Annotated in this window: 25 protein-coding genes; 15 read left to right on the top strand and 10 right to left on the bottom strand. The window is 69.5% G+C overall.

The features are described 5' to 3' along the window. Positions 1-14 precede the first annotated feature (14 nt). From VGJ14_07615 to fdhD, 5 genes are all read left to right on the top strand, one after another. Positions 15-491 carry a formate dehydrogenase subunit gamma gene (locus VGJ14_07615; GenBank protein ID HEY2832274.1) on the top strand — a complete coding sequence of 159 codons (477 nt, stop codon included), beginning with the start codon at positions 15-17 and terminating at the stop codon, positions 489-491. After that, a complete protein-coding gene (locus VGJ14_07610) occupies positions 488-1999 on the top strand; it encodes an NADH-ubiquinone oxidoreductase-F iron-sulfur binding region domain-containing protein (protein ID HEY2832273.1) in 1512 nt (503 codons plus the stop codon). Before VGJ14_07615 ends, VGJ14_07610 begins: the two co-directional genes overlap by 4 nt. Next, complete coding sequence (gene fdhF, locus VGJ14_07605; GenBank protein HEY2832272.1) at positions 1996-4779, top strand: formate dehydrogenase subunit alpha; 2784 nt, start codon at positions 1996-1998, stop codon at positions 4777-4779. Before VGJ14_07610 ends, fdhF begins: the two co-directional genes overlap by 4 nt. Positions 4780-4843: 64 nt before the next feature. Beyond that, the gene (locus tag VGJ14_07600; GenBank protein HEY2832271.1) at positions 4844-5059 is read left to right on the top strand and encodes a formate dehydrogenase subunit delta; all 216 of its coding nucleotides are present in this window, start codon (positions 4844-4846) and stop codon (positions 5057-5059) included. Beyond that, positions 5059-5883 (top strand): formate dehydrogenase accessory sulfurtransferase FdhD, encoded by an 825-nt coding sequence (gene fdhD / locus VGJ14_07595; protein ID HEY2832270.1) that lies wholly within the window; start codon positions 5059-5061, stop codon positions 5881-5883. Before VGJ14_07600 ends, fdhD begins: the two co-directional genes overlap by 1 nt. A gap of 36 nt (positions 5884-5919) precedes the next feature. On the opposite strand, the gene VGJ14_07590 is transcribed toward fdhD, so the two are convergent. From VGJ14_07590 to VGJ14_07575, 4 genes are all read right to left on the bottom strand, one after another. Then, the gene (locus tag VGJ14_07590) at positions 5920-6786 is read right to left on the bottom strand and encodes an oxygenase MpaB family protein (protein ID HEY2832269.1); all 867 of its coding nucleotides are present in this window, start codon (positions 6784-6786) and stop codon (positions 5920-5922) included. Positions 6787-7490: 704 nt separating this feature from the next. Continuing rightward, the gene (gene crcB, locus VGJ14_07585) at positions 7491-7865 is read right to left on the bottom strand and encodes a fluoride efflux transporter CrcB (protein HEY2832268.1); all 375 of its coding nucleotides are present in this window, start codon (positions 7863-7865) and stop codon (positions 7491-7493) included. Continuing rightward, complete coding sequence (crcB, locus tag VGJ14_07580; protein ID HEY2832267.1) at positions 7862-8329, bottom strand: fluoride efflux transporter CrcB; 468 nt, start codon at positions 8327-8329, stop codon at positions 7862-7864. Before crcB (VGJ14_07580) ends, crcB (VGJ14_07585) begins: the two co-directional genes overlap by 4 nt. Positions 8330-8475: 146 nt before the next feature. After that, positions 8476-9027: a YceI family protein gene (locus tag VGJ14_07575; GenBank protein ID HEY2832266.1), complete on the bottom strand. Its 552-nt coding sequence runs from the start codon at positions 9025-9027 to the stop codon at positions 8476-8478. Positions 9028-9113: 86 nt separating this feature from the next. Here VGJ14_07575 and VGJ14_07570 point away from each other — a divergent pair, with 86 nt between their 5' ends. The 3 genes from VGJ14_07570 (at position 9114) to VGJ14_07560 (ending at position 10556) form a co-directional block, all read left to right on the top strand. Further along, the gene (locus VGJ14_07570) at positions 9114-9596 is read left to right on the top strand and encodes a MarR family winged helix-turn-helix transcriptional regulator (GenBank protein ID HEY2832265.1); all 483 of its coding nucleotides are present in this window, start codon (positions 9114-9116) and stop codon (positions 9594-9596) included. An 11-nt stretch (positions 9597-9607) separates the two neighbouring features. Then, positions 9608-9907: a type II toxin-antitoxin system VapB family antitoxin gene (locus tag VGJ14_07565; GenBank protein ID HEY2832264.1), complete on the top strand. Its 300-nt coding sequence runs from the start codon at positions 9608-9610 to the stop codon at positions 9905-9907. Between the two features lie 106 nt (positions 9908-10013). Further along, complete coding sequence (locus tag VGJ14_07560) at positions 10014-10556, top strand: LytR C-terminal domain-containing protein (protein HEY2832263.1); 543 nt, start codon at positions 10014-10016, stop codon at positions 10554-10556. 210 nt (positions 10557-10766) lie between these two features. Here the strand turns inward: VGJ14_07560 and bldC are convergent, their stop codons facing one another. Continuing rightward, positions 10767-10982, bottom strand: a complete 216-nt coding sequence (gene bldC / locus VGJ14_07555) for a developmental transcriptional regulator BldC (GenBank protein HEY2832262.1) — start codon at positions 10980-10982, stop codon at positions 10767-10769. A 245-nt stretch (positions 10983-11227) separates the two neighbouring features. Beyond that, a complete protein-coding gene (locus VGJ14_07550) occupies positions 11228-12046 on the bottom strand; it encodes a hypothetical protein (protein HEY2832261.1) in 819 nt (272 codons plus the stop codon). 49 nt (positions 12047-12095) lie between these two features. Between VGJ14_07550 and VGJ14_07545 the strand changes: the two genes are divergently transcribed. The 7 genes from VGJ14_07545 (at position 12096) to VGJ14_07515 (ending at position 17764) form a co-directional block, all read left to right on the top strand. Beyond that, the gene (locus VGJ14_07545; protein HEY2832260.1) at positions 12096-13190 is read left to right on the top strand and encodes a Glu/Leu/Phe/Val dehydrogenase dimerization domain-containing protein; all 1095 of its coding nucleotides are present in this window, start codon (positions 12096-12098) and stop codon (positions 13188-13190) included. 243 nt (positions 13191-13433) lie between these two features. Continuing rightward, complete coding sequence (locus VGJ14_07540; protein HEY2832259.1) at positions 13434-14360, top strand: hypothetical protein; 927 nt, start codon at positions 13434-13436, stop codon at positions 14358-14360. Between the two features lie 12 nt (positions 14361-14372). After that, entirely contained in the window at positions 14373-15362 is a 990-nt protein-coding gene (locus tag VGJ14_07535) for a hypothetical protein (GenBank protein ID HEY2832258.1), read from the top strand. A 10-nt stretch (positions 15363-15372) separates the two neighbouring features. Further along, on the top strand, positions 15373-16314 hold the full coding sequence (locus tag VGJ14_07530) for a hypothetical protein (GenBank protein ID HEY2832257.1): 942 nt from the start codon (positions 15373-15375) through the stop codon (positions 16312-16314). 270 nt (positions 16315-16584) lie between these two features. Next, positions 16585-16998, top strand: coding sequence for a hypothetical protein (locus tag VGJ14_07525; GenBank protein ID HEY2832256.1), 414 nt, complete (start codon positions 16585-16587; stop codon positions 16996-16998). A 107-nt stretch (positions 16999-17105) separates the two neighbouring features. Continuing rightward, positions 17106-17387, top strand: coding sequence for a hypothetical protein (locus VGJ14_07520; GenBank protein ID HEY2832255.1), 282 nt, complete (start codon positions 17106-17108; stop codon positions 17385-17387). Between the two features lie 158 nt (positions 17388-17545). Further along, complete coding sequence (locus VGJ14_07515) at positions 17546-17764, top strand: DUF3073 domain-containing protein (GenBank protein HEY2832254.1); 219 nt, start codon at positions 17546-17548, stop codon at positions 17762-17764. Positions 17765-17855: 91 nt separating this feature from the next. Here VGJ14_07515 and purM read toward each other — a convergent pair whose 3' ends face one another. The 4 genes from purM to VGJ14_07495 form a co-directional block, all read right to left on the bottom strand. Then, a complete protein-coding gene (purM, locus tag VGJ14_07510; GenBank protein HEY2832253.1) occupies positions 17856-18902 on the bottom strand; it encodes a phosphoribosylformylglycinamidine cyclo-ligase in 1047 nt (348 codons plus the stop codon). Next, positions 18899-20485, bottom strand: coding sequence for an amidophosphoribosyltransferase (gene purF / locus VGJ14_07505; protein ID HEY2832252.1), 1587 nt, complete (start codon positions 20483-20485; stop codon positions 18899-18901). The genes purM and purF overlap by 4 nt, the downstream gene beginning before the upstream one ends. 10 nt (positions 20486-20495) lie before the next feature. Next, the gene (locus VGJ14_07500; GenBank protein ID HEY2832251.1) at positions 20496-21314 is read right to left on the bottom strand and encodes a prolyl oligopeptidase family serine peptidase; all 819 of its coding nucleotides are present in this window, start codon (positions 21312-21314) and stop codon (positions 20496-20498) included. Positions 21315-21345: 31 nt separating this feature from the next. Next, positions 21346-21531: hypothetical protein (locus tag VGJ14_07495; GenBank protein ID HEY2832250.1), on the bottom strand; the 186-nt coding region annotated here is incomplete at its 5' end.

Raw genomic sequence — 21531 nt, 5'->3', positions numbered from 1 at the left:
TACGACTGCCAGATATGTCTGCCCCCGCTCCGGCACCCACGCTCGCCGACCGGGTCCGTGGCATCGCCGCCACGCACGCCGCCGAGCGCGGGCCGCTGATGGTGATCCTGCACGCCGTTGCGCACGAGTTCGGTTACATCGACCCCGCCGCGATCCCGGTCCTGGCCGACGCGCTGAACCTCTCGGTCGCCGAGGTGCATGGCGTCGTCTCGTTCTACAAGGACTTCCGCACCACCGCGCCCGGCCGCGCAACGGTCAAGATCTGCCGCGCCGAGGCCTGCCAGGCGGTCGGGGCCGACGCGCTTGTCGCCCACGCCAAGAACCGCCTGGGCGTCGAGTTCGGCGAGACCACGCCGGACGGCGCCGTGAGCCTCGACGAGGTGTTCTGCCTCGGTAACTGCGCGCTCGGGCCGTCGATCCAGCTCGACGGTCGGCTGCAGGGCCGGATCAGCCCGGACCGTCTCGACGCGATGTTGGGTGGGCTGCGGTGAAGGTCTACGTGCCCATGGATGCCTCCGCTCGCGCGGTCGGCGCCGACGAGGTCGCCGAGCGGATCGCGGCACTGACCCCCGCCGGGACCGAGGTCGTCCGCACCGGGTCGCGCGGCATGCTCTGGCTCGAACCGCTGGTCGAGGTCGACACGCCGACCGGCCGGGTCGGGTACGGGCCGGTGCGCCCGGAGGACGTCGACGGCCTGCTGGCCGGTGGTCTGCTCGATGGCGCCGCCAACGACCTGTTCCTCGGGCCGGTCGCAGACCTGCCCTGGATGCGTGCCCAGCAGCGGGTCACCTTCGCCCGGGTCGGCTTGGTCGACCCGCGGTCCGCGGCCGACTACCAGGCGCACGGCGGCCTGGCCGGCCTGCGTCGCGCCCTGTCGTTGGCGCCGGGCAACATCGTCGCCGAGGTCACCGAGTCCGGCCTGCGTGGCCGCGGTGGCGCTGGCTTCCCGACCGGCATCAAGTGGAAGACCGTCCTGGACCAGCCGCCTGGTTTGAAATTCGTCTGCGCGAACGCGGACGAGGGGGACTCCGGCACCTTCGCCGACCGGATGCTGATGGAGGGCGATCCGTTCACCCTCATCGAGGGCATGACGATCGCGGCGCACGCGGTCGGCGCCACCGAGGGCTACATCTACTGCCGCTCGGAGTACCCGGACGCAGTCGAGACGCTGCGCGCCGCGATCGCGGAGGCCTATGCGGTGGGTTGGCTCGGGCCGGACCTCCTGGGTTCCGGACTGAGCTTCGACCTCTCGGTGCGGGTCGGCGCCGGCGCCTACATCTGCGGCGAAGAAACCTCGATGTTGGAAAGCCTGGAGGGCAAGCGCGGACTGGTCCGACCCAAGCCGCCGATCCCCGCGATCGCCGGGCTGTTCGGCCGGCCCACCGTGATCAACAACGTGCTCACCCTCGCCTCCGTCCCGGCGATCCTCGCCGAGGGCGCGGCCGCGTTCGCGGCGCTCGGCGTGGGCCGCTCCCGCGGCACACAGGTCTTCCAGCTGGCCGGAAACATTGCCCGGGGCGGGGTGTTCGAAGCCGGCTTCGGGATCACCCTCGGCGAGCTGGTCGAGACCTACGGCGGCGGCACGGCGTCGGATCGCCCGGTGCGCGCGGTGCAGGTCGGCGGTCCGCTGGGCGCGTACCTGCCGACCAGCCAGTTCGACCTGCCAATGGACTACGAGGCGTTCGCCGAGGCGGGCGCGATGGTGGGGCACGGCGGGATCGTGGTCTTCGACGACACCGTCGACATGGCCGGGATGGCCCGCTTCGCCATGGAGTTCTGCGCGGAGGAATCGTGCGGGCGGTGCACCCCGTGTCGGGTCGGCGCGGTGCGGGGGGTGGAGACCATCGACCGGATCCGGGCGGGCGGGCGTACCGAGCTCACGCTGCTCGAGGACCTGTGCGAGTTGATGACGGATGGCTCGCTGTGTGCCATGGGAGGACTGACGCCCATGCCGGTACGCAGTGCGGTCAAGCACTTCCGAGAGGACTTCGAGCGATGACCCTGCTTCAGGACACCGACTTCGGCACGCCGGCCCGCGCCGGCGAGGCAACCGTCACGCTGGAGATCGACGGCCGATCCGTCACCGTGCCGCCGGGCACCTCGGTGATGCGCGCAGCTCGCGAGGCCGGCATCGACATCCCCAGCCTTTGCGCCAGCGATTCGCTCGAGGCCTTCGGGTCGTGCCGGCTGTGCGTCGTGGAGATCGACAAGGCCAAGGGCGTGCCTGCGTCCTGCACCACGCCGGTCGCTGCGGGCATGGTCGTGCGCACCCGCAGCGAGAAGGTCGACCGGCTGCGCCGCGGCGTCGTCGAGCTGTACATGTCCGACCACCCGGCCGACTGCATGGATGGCGCGTGCGAGCTGCACGCGGTCGCGGACACCGTCGGGCTGGTCAACGTCCGTTACGGTCAGGGCGAGAACCACCTGCACGCCGACGTCGACGTTTCCAACCCCTACTTCCAGTTCGACCCCCGCAGCTGCATCGTCTGTTCCCGCTGCGTGCGTGCCTGTGACGAGGTGCAGGGCACCATCGCGCTGACCATCGATGGTCGCGGGTTCGGCTCCACGGTCAGCGCCGGCGGCACCGACTTCCTGTCCTCCGAGTGCGTGTCCTGCGGGGCCTGCGTACAGGCCTGCCCGACCACTGCGCTGCAGGAGAAGTCCGTCGTCGAACTCGGGATGCCGACCCGCGCGGTCGAAACCACCTGCGCGTACTGCGGCGTCGGCTGCTCATTCCGCGCCGAGCTGCGGGGGGATGAGCTGGTCCGGATGATGCCGTCGAAGAACGGCGGCGCGAACGAGGGCCACAGCTGCGTGAAGGGCCGCTTCGCCTACGGCTACGCCAGCCACCCGGACCGCGTGCTCTCCCCGATGATGCGCGAGTCCTTCACTGATCCCTGGCAGGTGGTCAACTGGGACGAGGCCATCTCCTTCACCGCCCGCCGGTTCCGCGAGATCCAGGCCAAGCACGGGCAGAACGCGATCGGCGCGATCACCTCCTCGCGGTGCACCAATGAAGAGGTCTACGTCGTCCAGAAGATGGTCCGCGCCGCGTTCGGGAACAACAACGTCGACACCTGCGCCCGGGTCTGCCACTCACCCACCGGCTACGGCCTGAAACAGACCTTCGGCGAGTCCGCGGGGACCCAGCACTTCGCCTCGGTCGCCGAGGCCGACGTGATCATGGTGATCGGTGCGAACCCGACTGACGCCCACCCGGTCTTCGCCTCCCGGATGAAGCGCCGGTTGCGCGAGGGTGCGAAGCTCATCGTCGTCGACCCCCGGCACATCGACCTGGTGAGGACCCCGCACATCCGGGCGAGCCACCACCTGCAGCTCGCGCCCGGCAGCAACGTCGCCGTCATCAACGCCATCGCGCACGTCATTGTCACCGAGGGCATGGCCGACCGCGAGTTCATCGACGCCCGCTGTGTGGAGTTCGACGAGTGGGCCGCGTTCATCGCCGATCCCTCGCACTCCCCGGAGGCGCTGGAGGGGATCACCGGCGTCCCCGCCGAGGAGCTGCGCGCCGCCGCCCGCCTCTACGGCCGCGCCGGTAACTCGGCCATCTACTACGGCCTCGGCGTCACCGAGCACAGCCAGGGCTCGACGATGGTCATGGGCATGGCCAACCTGGCGATGGCTACCGGCAACATCGGCCGCAACGGCGTCGGCGTGAGCCCGCTGCGTGGCCAGAACAACGTGCAGGGCTCCTGCGACATGGGCTCGTTCCCGCACGAGCTGCCCGGTTACCGGCACGTCGCCCGCGACGACGTACGGGCCATCTACGAACAGCTCTGGGGCGTACCGATCCTCCCGGAGCCGGGGCTGCGGATCCCGAACATGTTCGATGCCGCGATCGAGCGCAGCTTCCGCGCGCTGTTCATCCAGGGCGAGGATGTCGCCCAGTCCGACCCGAACACCAAGCACGTGCACAGTGCGCTAGCTTCGCTGGACCTGCTCGTGGTGCAGGACCTGTTCGTCAACGAGACGGCGAAGTTCGCGCACGTGCTGCTGCCCGGCACGTCGTTCCTGGAGAAGGACGGCACGTTCATCAACGCCGAGCGCCGCATCAATCGTGTGCGCGAAGTGATGCCGCCGCCGACCGGCAAGCAGGAGTGGGAGATCGTCTGCGAGATCTCGCAGGCGATGGGTTACCCGATGCACTATGACAACGCGGCGCAGATCATGGACGAGATCGCCCTGACCACGCCGACGTTCTCCGCCGTTTCCTTCGAGATGCTCGACCGGGTCGGATCGGTGCAGTGGCCCTGCGACGCCGAACACCCACTGGGCACGCCGGTCATGCACGTCGAGGAGTTCACCCGTGGCAAGGGCCGCTTCATGGAGACGGTCTACGTCCCGACCAAGGAGCGCAGCACCCGCAAGTTCCCGCTGATCCTCACCACCGGCCGCATCCTGTCCCACTACAACGTGGGCGCGCAGACGCGGCGCACCGCGAACGTCGCGTGGCACCCCGAGGACGTCCTCGAGCTGCACCCGCACGACGCCGAGGACCGGGGTATCAACGACGGCGACACCGTCAGCCTGGCCAGCCGGGTTGGCGTGACGACGCTTCGCGCGGTGCTGTCCGACCGGATGCCGGTGGGCGTCTGCTACACCACCTTCCATCACCCCGTGACGGGCGCGAACGTGGTGACGACCGAGCACTCGGACTGGGCAACCAACTGTCCGGAGTACAAAGTGACGGCGGTTCAGGTGGCGCTCGCAACCGCTCGGGCGGACACCGTGGACACCGCGGAACCGGCGGTCGTGTGAGCGAGCTTGCGAGCGAACCAATAAGCACCGCTGCCCCGCTCACGCGGCCGACGAAGGAGGCCGTGTGAGCCAGGGAGACATCCGGCCCGAAGTGCGCCTTGCCGGCGAGATCGCCGACCAGTTCCGGCACAAGCCGCAGGACACGGCCGCCGAGGCCATCGCGAACCACATCCGCATGTTCTGGGACCCGCGGATGCGTACGGCGCTGCTCGCCGGGCAGGCCGCCGGCGAGGTCGACGACCCGCTGGTCGCAGCCGCGGTCGCGCTTATCGGGGCCTGATGGGCGGGCTCACCGGTCGGCGCCCGGTCACTCGCCTGACGCCCGCGGGCGCGACCGACCGGGTGGACTCCCTCGCGACCGAGGAGCCGATGGAGTTACGGGTCGACGGTCGCCCGTTGGCCGTCACGATGCGCACGCCCGGGGCCGACATCGAGTTCGCGCACGGCTTCCTGCTCACCGAGGGCGTCATCACGAAGATCGACGACGTGCGGACCGCCCGCTACTGCGACGGCGTCGACGACGACGGCCTGAACACCTACAACGTCCTCGACGTCACGCTGGCCGACGGCGTGCCGGTGCCGGGCCCGCTGGTCGAGCGCAACTTCTACACGACCTCCTCGTGTGGGGTCTGCGGCAAGGCGTCGCTGGAGGCGGTACGGACCCGGACCGCGTTCCCGCCCGGTGACGACCCGGTCGTCGTCGACGTCGAGGTGCTGCGGGCGCTGCCCGATCGGTTGCGGGCGGAGCAGCGAATCTTCCAGGCCACCGGCGGTCTGCACGCAGCCGGGCTGTTCGACGCGTCCGGCGAGCTGCAGGTGATCCGTGAGGACGTCGGACGGCACAACGCCGTCGACAAGGTGATGGGTTGGGCGCTGTTGAACCGCCGCATCCCGGCCGCCGGGTCGGTGCTGCTGCTGTCCGGGCGGGCCTCCTTCGAACTGATTCAGAAGGCAGCGATGGCCGGTGTGCCGTTGGTTGCGGCGATCTCCGCACCGTCCACTCTCGCCGCCGAACTCGCCGAGGACGCCGGCATCACCCTGGTCGGATTCCTGCGCGGTGCCGAGATGACCGTGTACACGTGCCGGGACCGGGTGCGGAGCTGAGTTCGTCCAGCACGTCTGGCGCGGGCTCGGCGCCGGCTACATCGGGCGCTCGGCCAGGATGTCGTCCAGTCGCTGCGCCGCGCGCGCCGCGCGCCGGGCCTCGAACGCGATCGGCAGGTACTTGACCCGCTCGGGCAGGGCCGCGTTTGCTCGCCCGGCCATGGCCCCCACGGCGCGCAGCCGGGCCTCGTCATACCGGGACCAGGTCAGGCCGAGCTTGTCCCGGGCGGCGGGTGGCAAGGTCCCGGCCATCACCAGGCGATTGAACTCACCGTGCGCCACGCCGGCCGGGAACCAGAGCCGGCGCAGCGGGGCGGGCAGTACCGGGGGCGCCGGGGTGCGGGCGGCCAGCGCCAGCACGTCGTGGGCCGTCGGGTGGTTCTCCAGGGTGTTGGCGATCATGTCGTCGTAGTAGGCCCAGAACGCGTCCCGAGTGGGTGGCAGCAGGTCCTCGCGGACCTGCAGGATCCGGCACATCTGCAGGATCTCTCGGTAGGCCGCCTCCAGCTGCTCCTCGGTGAGCGGGCGGGGCAGGAAGTAGCGGGAGTACATGCTCACCGCGTGGAAGGCGGTCAGCGGCACCCAGGCCCACGGCTGCGGGGTCAACGCGCGATGCCGGCGACCGGTCTCGTCGGTGGCGGACAGGTCCTTGTGCATCGTCCGTAGCCGCTGGCCCTCCTCGATCGCGGCCTGCCCCCCGTACACCCACGTCTGGACGGAGGCGAAGCTGCGTTCGGCGCGGCCCCACGGATCGCTGCGGTAGGTCGAGCGTTGCGCGACCACGGTCCCGATCGCCGGGTGCATCACCTGCAGGACGAAGGCGCTGCCGGTGGTGCCCAGGTAAAGGCGCTGCCCGGTGAGCTCCCAGAGCACGGTTCCGGGGGCCAGCAACTCCGGGGGCATCGCGATCACCTCTGCTCCGGATGGTACGCGCGGCCATAAAAGACGCCATTGAAGCGCGAATAGGTATCGGCCCAGCGGTACTCAGAACGAATTCGACTACGTAGTGCAGTCAATCGAACGCGCGCCGTAAAAGAATGCTGGGTCAACCTTGGGAAGACCTGTCAATTCATGACATTCGGCACTACTGGACCCAGCGTCTTCCCAGAGATTCTTCTTCTCGTCCGGCAAAGGCCGGATCTCGGTTCTAAAAACGGGGCGGCCGCCCAAAATTCCGACCGTGACTCCATTTCCCGTGATCCGGGGATAGGCGAGCGGTCGTCTCCTCGAAATATCCAGTGCAATGTCAAAACTAACATTCATAAGGAGTCACAATGCTTACGACCCTCGTCGCCTTCCTGCTGGCCGCTGTCGGCGGCCTGCTCTCCCCCGTCACCCACATCGTCGACGGTTTGCTCTCCGGCCTGCTGTCCAACCTGCCGATCTGAGCGGTTTCGGTCACCAATCCGCGAGCGCGCCCTCGGAGTCGACGAGGGCGCGCCCGCGGAAAGCCGCGTTCACGGTCAGGCAGCGTGCCGCGGCTATTGGGTGTTACCGGTGGATCCCACGGCGGATTCTGTACCCGGTGCCACCCGAGGATGAAACCTCCCGGGCACCGGTGGGTACACATTCTTGCGATTTTACCTTTGAACCACCCGGGTAACGGCTCAGGACAATATGTGAGCCCCGAATTGGACGCCCGCGGCGGCCATGCCCAGCCCGGCGGCAATTGACCCGACCACATTCAGCGCGGCCAGTGCCGCGCGGCGTCCCTCGACCAAACGCAGGGTCTCGTAGGAAAACGTCGAGTACGTGGTCAACGCCCCACAGAATCCCGTCCCAATAACCGCCCCGGCGTGCGGCGACGCGCCCCCATGCGCGGCCGAACCGGCCACCGCGCCGAGGATGAAGCTGCCGATGACGTTCACCAGGAACGTGCCGAACGGGAACGCGCTGCGCCATCGGGCCTGCACCGCACGATCGGTGAGATAGCGGGCGGGCGCACCGAGGGCGGCGCCCAACGCGACCAGCACGCCGGTCACGCGCGCACCCCCAACAGTCGGGTGCACGTCGTGGCCGCGGCCACCCCGGCCAGTGCGCCGGCCACGGTGAGCGTGCCGTATCCGACCGCCTGCCCCCAGCGGTCCGCGGCGAGGGCTCGCTGCAGGTCGACGGTGTAGGTGGAGAACGTGGTGAACCCGCCGAGCACACCGGTGCCGAGCAGCGGCCGCCACAGGTCATGCACCGCAGCGCGCTCGGTGACCAGCACCATCAGCACGCCGATCAGCACGCAGCCGAGCACGTTGATGCCCAACGTCGTCCACGGGAACTGCGCAGGCCCGTCATGCCAGGCGCGGCCCGCCCCGTAGCGGGCCAGCGCGCCGATCACCCCGCCGACGGACACCGCAAGCACGACCGGCCCCTGGGCCGCGGAGCGCGGCGAGGGGCCGGTGTCGGGATCAACCGGGTGCTGCGGATCGATCGGGTGGCGGGGCTGCTCGACCACGGCGTCCTCCTACACGTGGGCCTCGGCGCGCGAGGCATCGTCACGAGTAGGGACCGTTGGCGGCGCGGTGTCCGCGGTTGGTTACGGCGGGCCCCACCGCCGCCCGGCTGCGGAAGGACGCAACCGGCGCGGCCACTCTATCGGGGTCAGCCGCGGATGGCGGAGATGTCGAACTCCAGGCCGATCTTCTCCGAAACCAGCACGCCACCGGTCTCCAGTGCGGCGTTGAAGCTGACGCCCCAGTCCTTGCGGTTGATGGTGGCCTTGCCCTCGAAGCCCGCGCGCTGGTTGCCGTACGGGTCGGTGGCCACGCCGCTGAACTCGAAGTCGACGGCGACCGGCTTGGTGATGCCCTTGATGGTGAGGTCGCCGGTCAGCCGGTAGTTCTCCGGGTCCAGCCGCTCGACGTTGGTGGACACGAAGCGGATCTGCGGGTAGGTCTCGGCGTCGAAGAAGTCGTTGGTGCGCAGGTGTCCGTCGCGTTGGTCGTTGCCGGTGTTGACGCTGGCCACCTCGATGGTCACGTCGATGTGCGAGTCGGCGGGGTTCTCCACGTTGAGCTGTGCGGTGGCGGCGAAGTCGGTGAACGAGCCGCGCACCTTGGTGACCATCGCGTGGCGGGCGGTGAAGCCGACCCGGCTGTGCGCGGCGTCGACGGTCCAGGTGCCGGTCAGGGTGTCGGCGGCGGTGACGGTCATTGCGGGCTCCTCAGGTAGTGGTTGATGCGTCAACCATATTACTAGGTGGATGACATGTCAACCACAACCGTGGCACACTTGTTCCCATGGCCGAGCCCCGGTGGTTGGACGAGCGTGAGCAGCGCGCGTGGCGTGGGCTGATCACCATGTGGACCCAGCTCAACGCGGAACTGTCCCGGCGGATGACCGCGGACTCCGAGCTGTCCATGCCGGACTTCGCGGTGCTGGTCGCCCTCACCGATGAGTGCAGCGCCCGGGTGCGCGCCTTCGAATTGGCCGAGGTGCTGCAGTGGGAGAAAAGCCGGCTGTCCCATCACCTGGCCCGGATGGAGAAGCGGGGGCTGATCAGCCGGGACGGTTGCACGGAGGACGGCCGCGGCCAGGTCGTGGAGGTGACCGCGGCCGGCCGGCGGGCCATCGAGGCGGCGGCGCCGGCGCACGTAGCGGCCGTGCGGGAGTTGTTCCTGGATGCGCTGACGCCAGATCAGGTCGACGCGCTGGCCGCGGTCGCCGAGGCGGCGCTGGCACGACTCGATACGCCCGCGGGCGTGCACATGGAGCGCCGGTAGAGTCCAACACCGTGATTTTCAAGCGCGTCGGTGAAGGTCGGCCGTACCCGGAACACAGCACCTCGCAGCGCGCCTGGTCGGTGGTGCCACCGCGCGCGGTGCGGCTGGACCAGCTGATCACCACCAAGAGCCAGCTGGACCTGTCCACGCTGCTGTCCGAGGACTCCACGTTCTACGGCGACCTGTTCGCCCACGTGGTGGAGTGGCACGGCGACCTGTACCTGGAGGACGGCCTGCACCGGGCGGTGCGGGCGGCGTTACGCCAGCGCACGGTCGTGCACGCCCGGATTCTGGAGCTGGGCGAGGACTGAACCTCGCCTTGGGATTCGATCACGATTCCGCGCTGCTCCCCGCGCACGGCCCCGCTCTCTCCTACCCTGGTCGGGTTGTGGAGTTGGGGGAGGTGCCGTGAGTCTGATGCGCCCGCCGGGCCGGAGCGACGTCCCGCGGTTCCGTCCGGTCGACCGCCGCAAGCGGATCAAGGCCGTGACCGTCGTGGGTGTCGTCGTGGTCGCCATCGGCTGCGGTGCGTGGGCGTTCGGCATCAACTCCAAGTCCACGCCGAGCGCCGGCTGCACTCTGGAGACCTACGTCCCGCCGCCGGTGCAACACACCAAGGTGAACGTCTACAACGGCACGCTGAAGGCCGGTTTCGCCGAGCAGGTGGCCGACGAGCTGCGTCAGCGCGGGTTCACCATCGGTCAGATCGCCAATGACCCGCTGCGCCGCAAGATCCGCGGCACCGGCGAGATCCGCTACGGCGATGACGGCAAGGCCCAGCTGGACGCGCTGCGTCCCTGGCAGGGCGGCATGAACCCGGTGTTCGACGGGCGCAACGGCGCGGATGTGGACTTCGTGATCGGGTCCAAGTTCGAGTCGGTGTACGACGCCCCGAAGCCCCCGCCGGGCGTGGAACTCGCCTGCATCCCCAACGCCCCGGCCGCGTCCACCACCGGCTGACGCCGGGTCACCCGCCAAACAGCAGACGGCGCGGACCCGGTCACTCACCTCTGTGGGCAGAAATGAGTCCCGGGACCGCGCCGTGATGTCTCACGTGCTCGATGCAGCACGTGATCGATAGCGCTGCTTGCTCCCGATCAGGTCACCGCGGCGGGCGGCACCTGGTTACCGGTGGTCCGACGGCGGGTCGGACCGGTCGGCGTCGGGAATTCAGTTCTCGTAACGAGCGGCCTGCTGCGGGATCGACCCCGCGAGCAGCTGACGCACCTCGGACTCCCGGTAGCGGCGGTGGCCACCGAGGGTACGGATCGAGGTGAGCTTGCCGGCCTTCGCCCACCGAGTGACGGTCTTGGGGTCGACACGGAACATCGTGGCAACCTCGGCAGGGGTGAGCAGAGCCTCGGTGTCGGGCGTGTGCGCGTTCATCTTGGCGGGCCTCCTAGTCGAGCGACCTTGTGTCGTCTCGTAACAAAGATGGTGCCTCAGGAGTCAGATGTCCGAAATGGTCCGAGCGGATCATTTCGAGATGGACGTCCGGCTGGCCGGCCCATCAGCCGAACGGGTGATGGCCTCGGTCGTTTTCCTGGAACACGTTCCTTGCGCCCGATCCGGAGGAGGATCCAACCGCGGTGATCGTGTCTGTGAAAAGGATACGGTTGGTATAGGTCTGGTCAACTAAAATGGCCATATTCGGCGTAACGCCGCCAACGATCGACCAAACGGCGGTATCTCTCGACAGCGCTCTCTCCGTCCCCATCGGCGAGTGCCTGCAGGGCGTCCTGCACATCGCCGGCGGAGGTGTCCGCGGCCAGTTCGGCGTCGTCGACGAGCATGACCAGACCGCCGTAGTCCAGCTCGCAGACCGCCTCCGGATGGAAGCGTTCGAGCCATTTGCCCAGGTCAATGACCCCTTGGGTGATCGGGTTGTGCTCCACGGTGCGGCGCAGCACGTCCAGGTTGCGCGCCAGCCGGCGGCGCGCCTCGACCATCGGCGCGTGGTAGCGCAGCGCGCGCACTCCGGTGGTGGTCAGCTGTTTGTCGGTCGCCGCGAACACAACGAACCAGGAGAGCGGTACCTGCCACGGATTACTCCGAATGTGCGCGGTCACATTCGGATTAATGGCCCGCCAGTCGCTGAATTCCCGCTCCGCGGCCTCCACGACGGCCTGCGGCCAGAAGGCGTCAAGGACAATGTCGGGAAACCCGTCGCGCGCCTCCTCGAGGCTCAGCCAGCAACGCAAACGGGTGAACCAGGGGCAGCCGAATTGCCGGCCGTCGCGAGTAAGCAGTAGTACCTCGCCGCCTTCAGCGCCGGGTCCAATAGCCGCGGGCACGGTTAGCGCGCGGCGTAGCGAAGCCTCCCGCTCCAGCGCCGGCCCCACCGCCGGGTCGGATTCCGGTCGGCTCGCCCAGGGCGCCCAGTCCACTCCGAGCACCTCGACGGGTTCGTAGACCCGCAGCACAGCGGTGAACGGCAGGATCGGCGGCACGTCCCGGATCGTGCCATGCAGTGCGTACGCTCGACCGCGGAGGCGTGCGATGACCGATGGCGACATGCTGTTCAGCCGGGCTGCCCCGCACGAGCAGGTGGTGTTCTGTCAGGACGCCGAGTCCGGTCTGCAGGCGATCATCGCGATTTACTCCACCGCGCTCGGCCCGTCGTTGGGCGGCACCCGGTGCTTCCCCTACCCGAGCACCGCCGCGGCCCTGGCCGACGTGCTCAACCTGGCCAAGGCCATGGCCTACAAGAACGCGCTGGCCGGGCTTGACCACGGCGGCGGCAAGGCGGTGATCATCGGGGATCCGGCGACGGTGAAGACCGAGGCGCTGCTGCGCGCCTACGGCCGGTTCGTCGGGTCGCTGAACGGGCGTTATCTCGCCGCCTGCGACGTGGGCACGTACCCGGTGGACATGGACGTGGTCGCACGGGAGTGTCCGTTCGTCACCGGGCGCTCGCCGGAGTACGGCGGCGCGGGTGATTCCTCGCTGCTCACTGCCTACGGGCTGTACCAGGGCATGCGGGCTAGTGCCGAGCACGCCTGGGGTTCGCCGCTGCTCGCGGGGCGTCGGGTGGGCATCGCCGGCGCGGGCAAGGTCGGGCACAACCTGGTGCAGTATCTGGAGGCCGAGGGCGCCGAGGTGTTGATCACCGACATCTCCGGCGCCGCGCTGGCCGCGGTGCAGCAGCGCCACCCGCAGACCCGGGTGATCGCGGACAACGAGTCGCTGCTCGGCGAGGACCTGGACATCTACTCCCCGTGCGCGTTGGGCGGGGCGTTGGACGACGCCAGCGTGAACGCCCTGTCTGCGCGGATCGTCTGCGGCGGCGCGAACAACCAGCTCGCACACCCCGGCATCGAAAAGCTGCTGGCCGACCGCGGGATCCTGTACGCGCCGGACTACCTGGTGAACGCGGGCGGGGTGATCCAGGTGGCCGACGAGTTCGCCGGGCACGGCCGCGGCGGCTTCGACTTCGAGCGCGCCAAGGTGCGGGCGGGGGCGATCTACCAGACCACGAAGCGGGTCTTCGCGATTGCGGATGCCGAGGGCGTGCCGCCGGCGGTGGCCGCGGACCGTCTGGCGGAGCGCCGGATGGCCGAGGTCGGGCGGTTGCGCAGCGTCTGGCTGCCGTAGCGGTCGGCCGCCCGCGGTTCACGATGCGAGTTGCGCCACGAGGGACTCAGGTAGCGCCGAGATCGCCTCACGGGGCGCAACCTGCATTGCCAGCCGTGCAGGGGGTGGGGGCGGACGCGACGGGGTCCTCCGAACGGCGGAGGAAAAGATCATCCGAACGTGGAACCGGATCATTCCCGGGGACCTCTAAGGCCGTGTTCGGGTGCATTTGCCCGATTAGTGCCGACAGGGGAGGACCTCTCAATGGCGAAGCTCGCTCGGACCGCGACCCGCCTCACCGTCGTCGCCGCCGCCCTGGCGGCCGGGGTGGCACTGGCGCCCGCCGCATCCGCGCACAGCGAGAAGAAGGACGAAGGCCTGGCCGACATCTTCAACCAGTCGGTGAACACGGGGACGTTGCGCATCGTCGGCGACCGGGCGTTCCTGGTCGATCTGGGCTCGGTCACCCGCACCGTCGACGCGCTCGGCCGCGGGCTGACCTCGCCGAGCGCGGTCGCGCTACGCGTCGCGGACCCGGACAGCACCCCGCAGCTCGGTGACTACTCCTGCCTGCCGAAGACGACCGGCAATAAGGACTTCACCGCGTTCAAGCCGGTCGAGATCTTCCAGGACAACGACAAGGGTCGCGTCCAGGGGCTGTTCTTCGTCTACCGGCAGGTCAACGCCCGCCAGGTTTTCGCGAACTCGCGAGTGAGGTCCACGCAGTTCGAGATCTGCGGCGTTGGTGGTTCGGATCCGAGCAAGGGCCGAACGCGCAAGGTCGGGCTCGGTATCACCTACCCGGACGCCAACTCGACTTACAAGATCGGGCAGGCGTGGCAGACCGGCGCGACCCCGGCGAACTACACCATGAACATGGAATTCAAGGCCGAGTACAAGGGTGTCGAGATCGGCGGCGGAATTTCGCAGACCCCGGCGAGCAAGCTGATGGGTTCGATCAGCACCCCCGTCGGGTCGCCGGTGGATCATTACGCGCGAAACGCGGTCAACGCCTGGTGGCAGGACAGTTGCTTCGATGCCTGGCACCGGTGCCACAAGTGGCTGGGGAGCGGTAGCAAGGACTTTCACGGCACTGTTGTCCAGGGCTTGTGGGAGTTCAACGACCCGGCGCAAGCTGCGGCTGCCGCAAGTGGCGGCTTCCGGGTGAGTACGTTCAACGATGTGCGCTGACAGAGTTCACCCATGCCGATGACTGCGAAGCGAGCCCGCGCCCGTGCAGGCGCCGTTATCGCGGCGTGCGCGCTGATGCTTCCGGCCGGTTGTGGCGGCGGCTCGGACGTTGCGGCTGTGGCCTCCGGTGCCGCCACTGCCGGTGCTACCGCGACGCCGGCCGCCCGCGACCTGTCCAGCTACGACGTGTACGTGCAGGGCAACGCGGAGAACAACCCGCTGTTTCAGGATGTCTACGGGATCCGGTTCAACCCGTTCACGGTCGACCGGATCACCACCGACAAGCGCATCTCCTGGCTGGCCGCGGATGGCGCGCGCGTCATGGTGGCCGCCGGGGACGAAGACATCGACAAGCTTGGGCAGCTCACCGGGTCCGGAGAGGTGCTCCCGATCCCGGGGCTCGGCCGTCCGCATGCTTACTCTCCGGCGTTGCTGGACGGCGTCATGTATTACGACGACGCCCAGGGCGACGAAAGCGCCGGCGAGAACCGGTACTTCGCGTGGAACCTCGCGAAGCGCACAAAGACCCTCCTCTTCAGCTCCAAGGCTGACCTGGGTCCCGGCCTCCCCGCCGCGGGCGGTCGCCTGGTGCTCGGTGGGCCCGGCAAGCCCGGTCACAGCGAGACCGTGATCCGCAGCAAGACGGGCAAGCTCACACGGTTCGATCTGAAGACAGACGCGGGCAACAGCTTCGTGGGCCGGGATCTCATCGCCGTGAACACCTTGGAGACCGTCAGCGGCAAGGAAGACGTCGACGGGTTCGTGCTGCTCGACCCGAGCACCGGCAATGTGAAGCGCGTGGCGGGTTACCAGATCCTGTGCTGGAGTCCCGATGGGTTGCGTCTCCTCGCGAGGCGGTCGGGGGATGCCAAGAAAACGCAACTGGTCTTGCTCGACCCCTCGCACCCGGACGCACCTACCGAGCTGCATGACATCCCCGGCCTGGTGCTCTTCGGGGCCAGCTGGGTGCGAGGCGCGCCCGCGGTGGACCAGGCCGGGTAACGCCATGTCGATGTCCGTCAAGCGTGTGCGCGCTGGTGCGGTCGCGGCCCTTGGGACGGGTTCGCTGCTGATCACGGCGGGCTGCTCGGGTGTGGGTTCGCAGGCCGCCGCCACGCCCACTCCAACAGCCACCGGGCGCGACCTTGCGACCTACGACCTGTTCATGATGGGCAGCGCTCAGAAGCAGTCGGGGGATTCGGAGCCGTACGGCATCCGGTTCAACCCGTTGCGGATTGACCCGATCACCACGAACAAGCGGATCGAGACCTTCGGCGCCGATGGCCAGCACCTGGTGGCGGCGACGCGGGACGGCCAGATCGACGAGCTGTCCGAGGTGACGGGGGCCGGGGAGTTGGCGCCGATCCCCGGCCTCGGACAGGTGCGCGGGCCCTCGCCCTCGCTTCGCGACGGCCGCCTGTACTACCGCAACGCGGAAGGCGACGCCGCCACCGGTGAGTACGGGTACTTCGTCTGGGATTTCGCCACGGAGGCGAGCGCGCAGCTGTTCAACGCCTCGAAGGACGAGCGGCCGGTTCCCGCGCCGGGTGGTCGGTTCGTGCTCACCCGAGCGGGAGAGGGCGGGAACAAGCAGGTGGTCGTTCGGGACGGCAAGCGCGAGTTGGCGCACTTCCCGTTGAACGTTCAGGTCGACGCGGACCGCGTGGGCCGCGACTACGCGGCGCTCACCACGGTGTCCGGCGTCAAGTCCGTGCCTAACGGCCTGATCCTGGTGAATCTCGTGACCGGCAAGACCGCCCGGGTGCCGGGCGTGATGGTCGTCTGCTGGAGCCCTGACGGCACCCGGCTGCTGGGGGAACGCCTCACTGCCTCGGACGAGACCCAGTTGGTGCTGGTTGACCCCGGAAAACCCGACGCGACGCCAACAGCGGTCGGGACGGTCCCCTTCCCCATGTTCGAGGGGGTGTGGGTGCGGGGCGACGTGCCGTCGTGACGATGTCGCGCGCCCGCGTCCCTGCTTCCACCGCCCTGGCGGCGTGCCCGCTGCTTGCGATTGCCGGGTGCTCGGGCGACGCATCTGGCCCTCGAACAACTCCCCGGTTGTGTTGACCGACACGGCGGAACCGGATGCGCGGAGGTGCGCCGTCCTGACCGGTGAACGAAATGGCGGCCTTCCGCGTCCTCGCTTCTACAGGGAACGGCCAGACCCGGGGGGACCAGGTCCGGCCCGCTGATCCCACCGTCCGCATCGAGGAGAGGTTCCATGAAGTTTTTCGCGCCGGCCGCTGCCGTTGCCGCCGTTGCCGGCATGCTGTCAATGGCGGCACCCGCATCCGCCGCCGAGCAGCACCGCACCGTGACCGTGAACGAGCACGACAACCACGCCACCATCACGGTGCACAAGGGGGACCGGATCCGTGTCGTGCTGCACAACACCTACTGGTCCATCGAGCGCGCCCACGGCCACGCGCTGAAGGCGAGGGGCCCGCAGAAGACTGCGGGACAGATGGGGGCCGGGTGCATTCCCGGTGCCGGCTGTGGCACGGTCACCCGCACCTTCATCGCCGACCACCGCGGAACAGCTCGGCTCGTGGCCGGCCGCACCACGTGCGGCGAAGCGATGCGCTGCACCGGGGACCAGGGTTCCTTCCGCGTCACGATCCACGTCGTGCGGTAACCGCGATACCCACTGTCCGCCTCGCCGGGGAAGGGCCTTGTGGCTCTCCCCCGGTGGGGCGTTGACTGACGGACACGGACGCAGAGGGCCCACCCCGAGGAGGGCACATGTACGCGTTATTCGTTGAGGTCGACGCCGACGAGTCCCACACGGAACAGGCCCGGAAAGCAATCCCGGAGACCGTGGTGCCGCAGGTTCGCGCCGCTGGGGCCAAGGACGGCTACTGGTTGGCGCCACAGAACGGGCGCGGTCTCTCGGTCGTGGTGTTTGACGACGAGGCCGCGGCGCGCGGTGTCGCGGCGCAGTTCAAGGTTGGCGAGCCGGTGGGCGCCGTCGAGGGCGTCACGGTGCGCACGGTGGAGGTCCGGGAGGTCCTTGCGCATTTGTGAGGGCGGGCGGCGGGCCGAGATGGCGGCGTTGGCGGGTCCGACATGTCGCCAACCGCTTCGCTCAGGTACCGTAGGCCCCAGCAGCGCCCGGCCCCAGGCGGAACGCTTCGCCGGGCGGCGCTTTTGAACGCCGATCTGTCGTCGGAGGGGGTCGAGCCATGGGGCGCGGCCGAGCCAAGGCCAAGCAGACGAAGGTCGCCCGCGAGCTGAAATACAGCTCCGGCGGGACGGACCTGGACCGCCTGCGGGCCGAGCTGGTGGGCGGCGACTCGCCGTCAGACGTCGTCGAGGATGACGAGCCGGACGAGGACGACCCCTACGCGAAGTACGCCGAGGGCGACGAGGACGACCTGGCCGACGAGCGCCGCTCCGGCTGACCGTGCCTCTGCGCGCTGCGGATGTCATCCGCTGCGGCCCGGCAAATCGGGTCAAAGCGGGCGCCTACCAGTCCGTAGCGGATGACCTCCGCTACTGGAGGGTGGCGCGGCCCGTGCCCACGGTGATGTCGCCGAGGACCCAGGTGGGCAGGCCGCGGTCGGTGAGGCGCGCGATGGCGGCGTCGACGTCGGTGGGGGCGACGACGGCGACCATGCCGACGCCCATGTTGAGGGTGCGCTCCAGTTCGGGGAGGGCCACGCTGCCGAGCTCGCCGATCAGGGTAAAGACCGGGGGCGGCGTCCAACTGGTGCGGGACAGGGCGGCGTCGACCTCGGCGGGCAGGACGCGCTCCAGGTTGGCGGCCAGCCCGCCGCCGGTGACGTGGCACAGGGCGTGCACGTCCAGGTGCGGGGCGTCGCGGAGCAGGGCCAGGCAGTCCAGCGAGTAGATGCGGGTCGGCTCGAGCAGTTCCTCACCGAGGGTGCGGCCCAGCTCCGGCACCTGGCGGTGCACGTCCCAGCCGGCGTGGGCGAAGAACACGTGCCGGGCCAGGGAGTAGCCGTTGGAGTGCAGTCCGGAGGCTGCCATGGCGAGCACCACGTCGCCGGCCCGCACCCGGTGTGCGCCGATCAGGTCGGGTTCGTCGACCACGCCGGTGCCGGCGCCGGCGATGTCGTACTCGTCGGGATCGAGCAGCCCGGGGTGTTCCGCGGTCTCCCCGCCGACCAGCGCGCAGCCGGCCCGCCGGCAGCCCTCGGCGATCCCGGCCACGATCGCCGCGATCCGCTCCGGCACCACCTTGCCGCAGGCGATGTAGTCGGTCATGAACAGCGGCTCGGCCCCGCACACCACCAGGTCGTCCATCACCATCGCGACCAGGTCGATGCCGACGGTGTCGTGCACGTCCATCCGTTGCGCGACGGCGACCTTGGTACCGACCCCGTCGGTGGCGGTGGCCAGCAGCGGGGCGGTCATGTGCTTCAGGGCGTCGGCGCGGAACAGCCCGGCGAACCCGCCGATGCCACCGAACACCTCGGGGCGACCGGCCCGGGCGATGGAGGCCTTCATCAATTGGACGGCCCGGTCGCCCGCGTCGATGTCCACGCCGGCCGCGGCGTAGGTGACGCCGTCGGTCACGTGGTGGCCGGGCGCGAGGCCGTAGCGTCCGACGAACGGTGGCCTATAGCGCTCGCTTCGTCGGACGCAACGGAGGTGGTGGGCACTTCGTGGGTCGGCAGTTGGATGGATGGACCGACCTCGAGCACGTGCTTGCCCAGCAGCTCCGGGTCGGGCAGGTCGATCGGGTACTGCCCGGTGAAGCAGGCCGTGCAGAGCTTGTCCGGCGGCACCGTGGTCGCCTCGATCAGGCCGTCCAGCGAGATGTAGGCGAGCGAGTCCGCGCCCACCGAGGCCCGGATCTCGTCCACCGACAGCCCGGCCGCGATCAGTTCGGCGCGGGTGGCGAAGTCGATGCCGTAGAAGCAGGGCCACATCACCGGCGGGGAGGAGATGCGGATGTGCACCTCGCGGGCCCCGGCCTCGCGCAGCATGCGTACCAGTGCCCGCTGGGTGTTGCCACGCACGATGGAGTCGTCGACGACAATCAGCCGCTTGCCCTCGATCACCTCGCGCAGCGGGTTCAGCTTCAGCCGGATGCCCAGCTGGCGGATGGTCTGCGAGGGCTGGATGAAGGTGCGCCCGACGTAGGAGTTCTTGACCAGGCCCTGCGCGTACGGGATGCCGGACTGCTGGGCGTAGCCGATCGCGGCCGGGGTGCCGGACTCCGGGGTGGCGATCACCAGATCCGCCTCGACCGGGGCCTCGCGGGCGAGTTGGCGGCCCATCTCGGCGCGCGCGGCATGCACGTTGCGCCCGGAGATCTCGGTGTCCGGACGGGCCAGGTACACGTACTCGAACACGCAGCCCTTGGGCGCGGGCTCGGCGAAGCGCTGCGAGCGCAGCCCGGCCTCGTCGATCGCGATCAGCTCACCGGGCTCGATCTCGCGCACCCGGGCGGCGCCGACAATGTCCAGCGCGGCGCTCTCCGAGGCGATCACCCAGCCGCGGTCGAGCTTGCCCAGCACCAGCGGACGGATGCCCTGCGGGTCGCGGGCGGCGTAGAGGGTGGACTCGTCCATGAACACGAAGCAGTACGCCCCGCGCAGCTGCGGCAGCAGGTCCATCGCCGCCGCCTCCAGCGAACGGCTGGGGTGCGTGGCGAGCAGTTCGGTGACCAAATCGGTGTCCGTGGTGGGCGCCGCGCCGCCCTGCCGGCGCAGCCGCTCCCGGTCCAGGTTGCAAGCGTTCTCCGCCATCTTGGCCAGCTCGCCGGTGTTGGTCAGGTTGCCGTTGTGCGCCAGCGCCGCCGAGCCGGTCGGGGTGGAGCGAAACGTCGGCTGGGCGTTCTCCCACCGGGAACCACCGGTGGTGGAGTAACGGGTGTGGCCAATCGCGACGTGCCCGCGCAGCGAGTTCAGCGTGGACTCGTCGAAGACCTGCGGGACCAGGCCCATGTCCTTGTAGACCACGACGGACCGGCCGTTGCCGACGGCGATGCCCGCGGACTCCTGGCCGCGGTGCTGCAGCGCGTACAGGCCGAAGTAGGTGAGTTTGGCGACGTCCTCACCCGGCGCCCAGACGCCGAATACTCCGCAGGAGTCCTGCGGCCCCTTCTCGCCGGGCAGCAGGTCGTGGGAGAGCTTGCCGTCGCCTCCTGGCACGTTTTGCAGTCTACGTGCCCGCGCCGACGAGTCCGTCCAGGGCCGTCATTACCTGCGCCCAGGCCACCGAACGGGGGTCGAGAAACTCGAAGTGGCCCACACCGGGCAGGAACTTCAGCCGGCACGGATCGCCGGCGGCCAGGGCCGCCTGCATGTAGGAGTTGGCGCAGCCGATGGGCACCGCGTCGTCGTGCTGGCCGTGCAGCAGCACGGTGGAAATGCCGGTGGGCACCAGCCGGGCCGGGTCGGCGGCGTTCCACCGGCCGTCGGGGGAGTCCGGGCCCGCGCCCATCAGGTCCAGTGCGGCGCTGTTGCCCGCGCGGTGCTCCTGCGCCCAGTGCAGGTCGGCCACCGCGCCGAGGGCCACCACGCCGCGCAGCCGGGACGGGGTGGCGCGATGGCCGGGGGCGTCGGCGGGCAGCCGGTGCCGGCCCGCGGCCCACAGCACCAGGTGGCCGCCCGCGGAGTGCCCCATCAGCAGCACTCGGTCGGGGTCGACGAGCGCACCGAGCAGGCCGGGCAGCGCGTCGATGCCCGCGGCGACGTCGGCGAAGGTCGTCGGCCAGCCGCCGCCGTTGCCCACCCGGCGGTACTCCAGCGCCGCGGCGACGTAGCCGGCCCGGGCCAGACCGATGCATTGGCCGGCGGTGTGCCCGCGGTCGTACATGGCGCGCCAGAAGCCGCCGTGCACCACGATCACCAACGGGTGGCCGGTGCCGGTGGGTGGCGCGACGATCTCGGCACGTTGATCCACCTTGTCGCCGTACCGGACCTGATCGTGGATCAGGTCGCTACCGGACAGCGCGGCGACGAACTGTGCATTCCTCATACTCTCCGGCAAAATCCCCTTCTCCCCCCGGTCAGACCCACGCCATGGCCCACCGATTCCGCCTGCACCGCGCGAGGGTGGCAGGTAGCCCGACTGGAGCGGTCGGCCGGTGATGTGCAGGGGGAGCCATGCGTAAGACGGTGATCGTCGCATCGGTGATGATGGTGGCCTCGATGGCGATGCCGTCGATGGCGCAGGCCAAGGACATGCCCAAGCC

This window comes from Sporichthyaceae bacterium (assembly GCA_036493475.1).
Lineage (GTDB): Bacteria > Actinomycetota > Actinomycetes > Sporichthyales > Sporichthyaceae > DASQPJ01.
Note: the sequence above shows the minus strand (reverse complement) of the source record. Positions and strands in the feature narration are given on the sequence as shown.

Bases quoted from the DNA above. Each gene is read 5' to 3' on its own strand.
- VGJ14_07615 (HEY2832274.1), top strand. From the start codon at position 15: ATGTCTGCCCCCGCTCCGGCACCCACGCTCGCCGACCGGGTCCGTGGC.
- fdhF (HEY2832272.1), top strand. From the start codon at position 1,996: ATGACCCTGCTTCAGGACACCGACTTCGGCACGCCGGCCCGCGCCGGC.
- fdhD (HEY2832270.1), top strand. From the start codon at position 5,059: ATGGGCGGGCTCACCGGTCGGCGCCCGGTCACTCGCCTGACGCCCGCG.
- VGJ14_07590 (HEY2832269.1), bottom strand. From the start codon at position 6,786: ATGCCCCCGGAGTTGCTGGCCCCCGGAACCGTGCTCTGGGAGCTCACC.
- VGJ14_07575 (HEY2832266.1), bottom strand. From the start codon at position 9,027: ATGACCGTCACCGCCGCCGACACCCTGACCGGCACCTGGACCGTCGAC.
- VGJ14_07570 (HEY2832265.1), top strand. From the start codon at position 9,114: ATGGCCGAGCCCCGGTGGTTGGACGAGCGTGAGCAGCGCGCGTGGCGT.
- VGJ14_07560 (HEY2832263.1), top strand. From the start codon at position 10,014: ATGCGCCCGCCGGGCCGGAGCGACGTCCCGCGGTTCCGTCCGGTCGAC.
- bldC (HEY2832262.1), bottom strand. From the start codon at position 10,982: ATGAACGCGCACACGCCCGACACCGAGGCTCTGCTCACCCCTGCCGAG.
- VGJ14_07545 (HEY2832260.1), top strand. From the start codon at position 12,096: ATGACCGATGGCGACATGCTGTTCAGCCGGGCTGCCCCGCACGAGCAG.
- VGJ14_07540 (HEY2832259.1), top strand. From the start codon at position 13,434: ATGGCGAAGCTCGCTCGGACCGCGACCCGCCTCACCGTCGTCGCCGCC.
- VGJ14_07535 (HEY2832258.1), top strand. From the start codon at position 14,373: ATGCCGATGACTGCGAAGCGAGCCCGCGCCCGTGCAGGCGCCGTTATC.
- VGJ14_07530 (HEY2832257.1), top strand. From the start codon at position 15,373: ATGTCCGTCAAGCGTGTGCGCGCTGGTGCGGTCGCGGCCCTTGGGACG.
- VGJ14_07525 (HEY2832256.1), top strand. From the start codon at position 16,585: ATGAAGTTTTTCGCGCCGGCCGCTGCCGTTGCCGCCGTTGCCGGCATG.
- VGJ14_07520 (HEY2832255.1), top strand. From the start codon at position 17,106: ATGTACGCGTTATTCGTTGAGGTCGACGCCGACGAGTCCCACACGGAA.
- VGJ14_07515 (HEY2832254.1), top strand. From the start codon at position 17,546: ATGGGGCGCGGCCGAGCCAAGGCCAAGCAGACGAAGGTCGCCCGCGAG.
- VGJ14_07500 (HEY2832251.1), bottom strand. From the start codon at position 21,314: ATGAGGAATGCACAGTTCGTCGCCGCGCTGTCCGGTAGCGACCTGATC.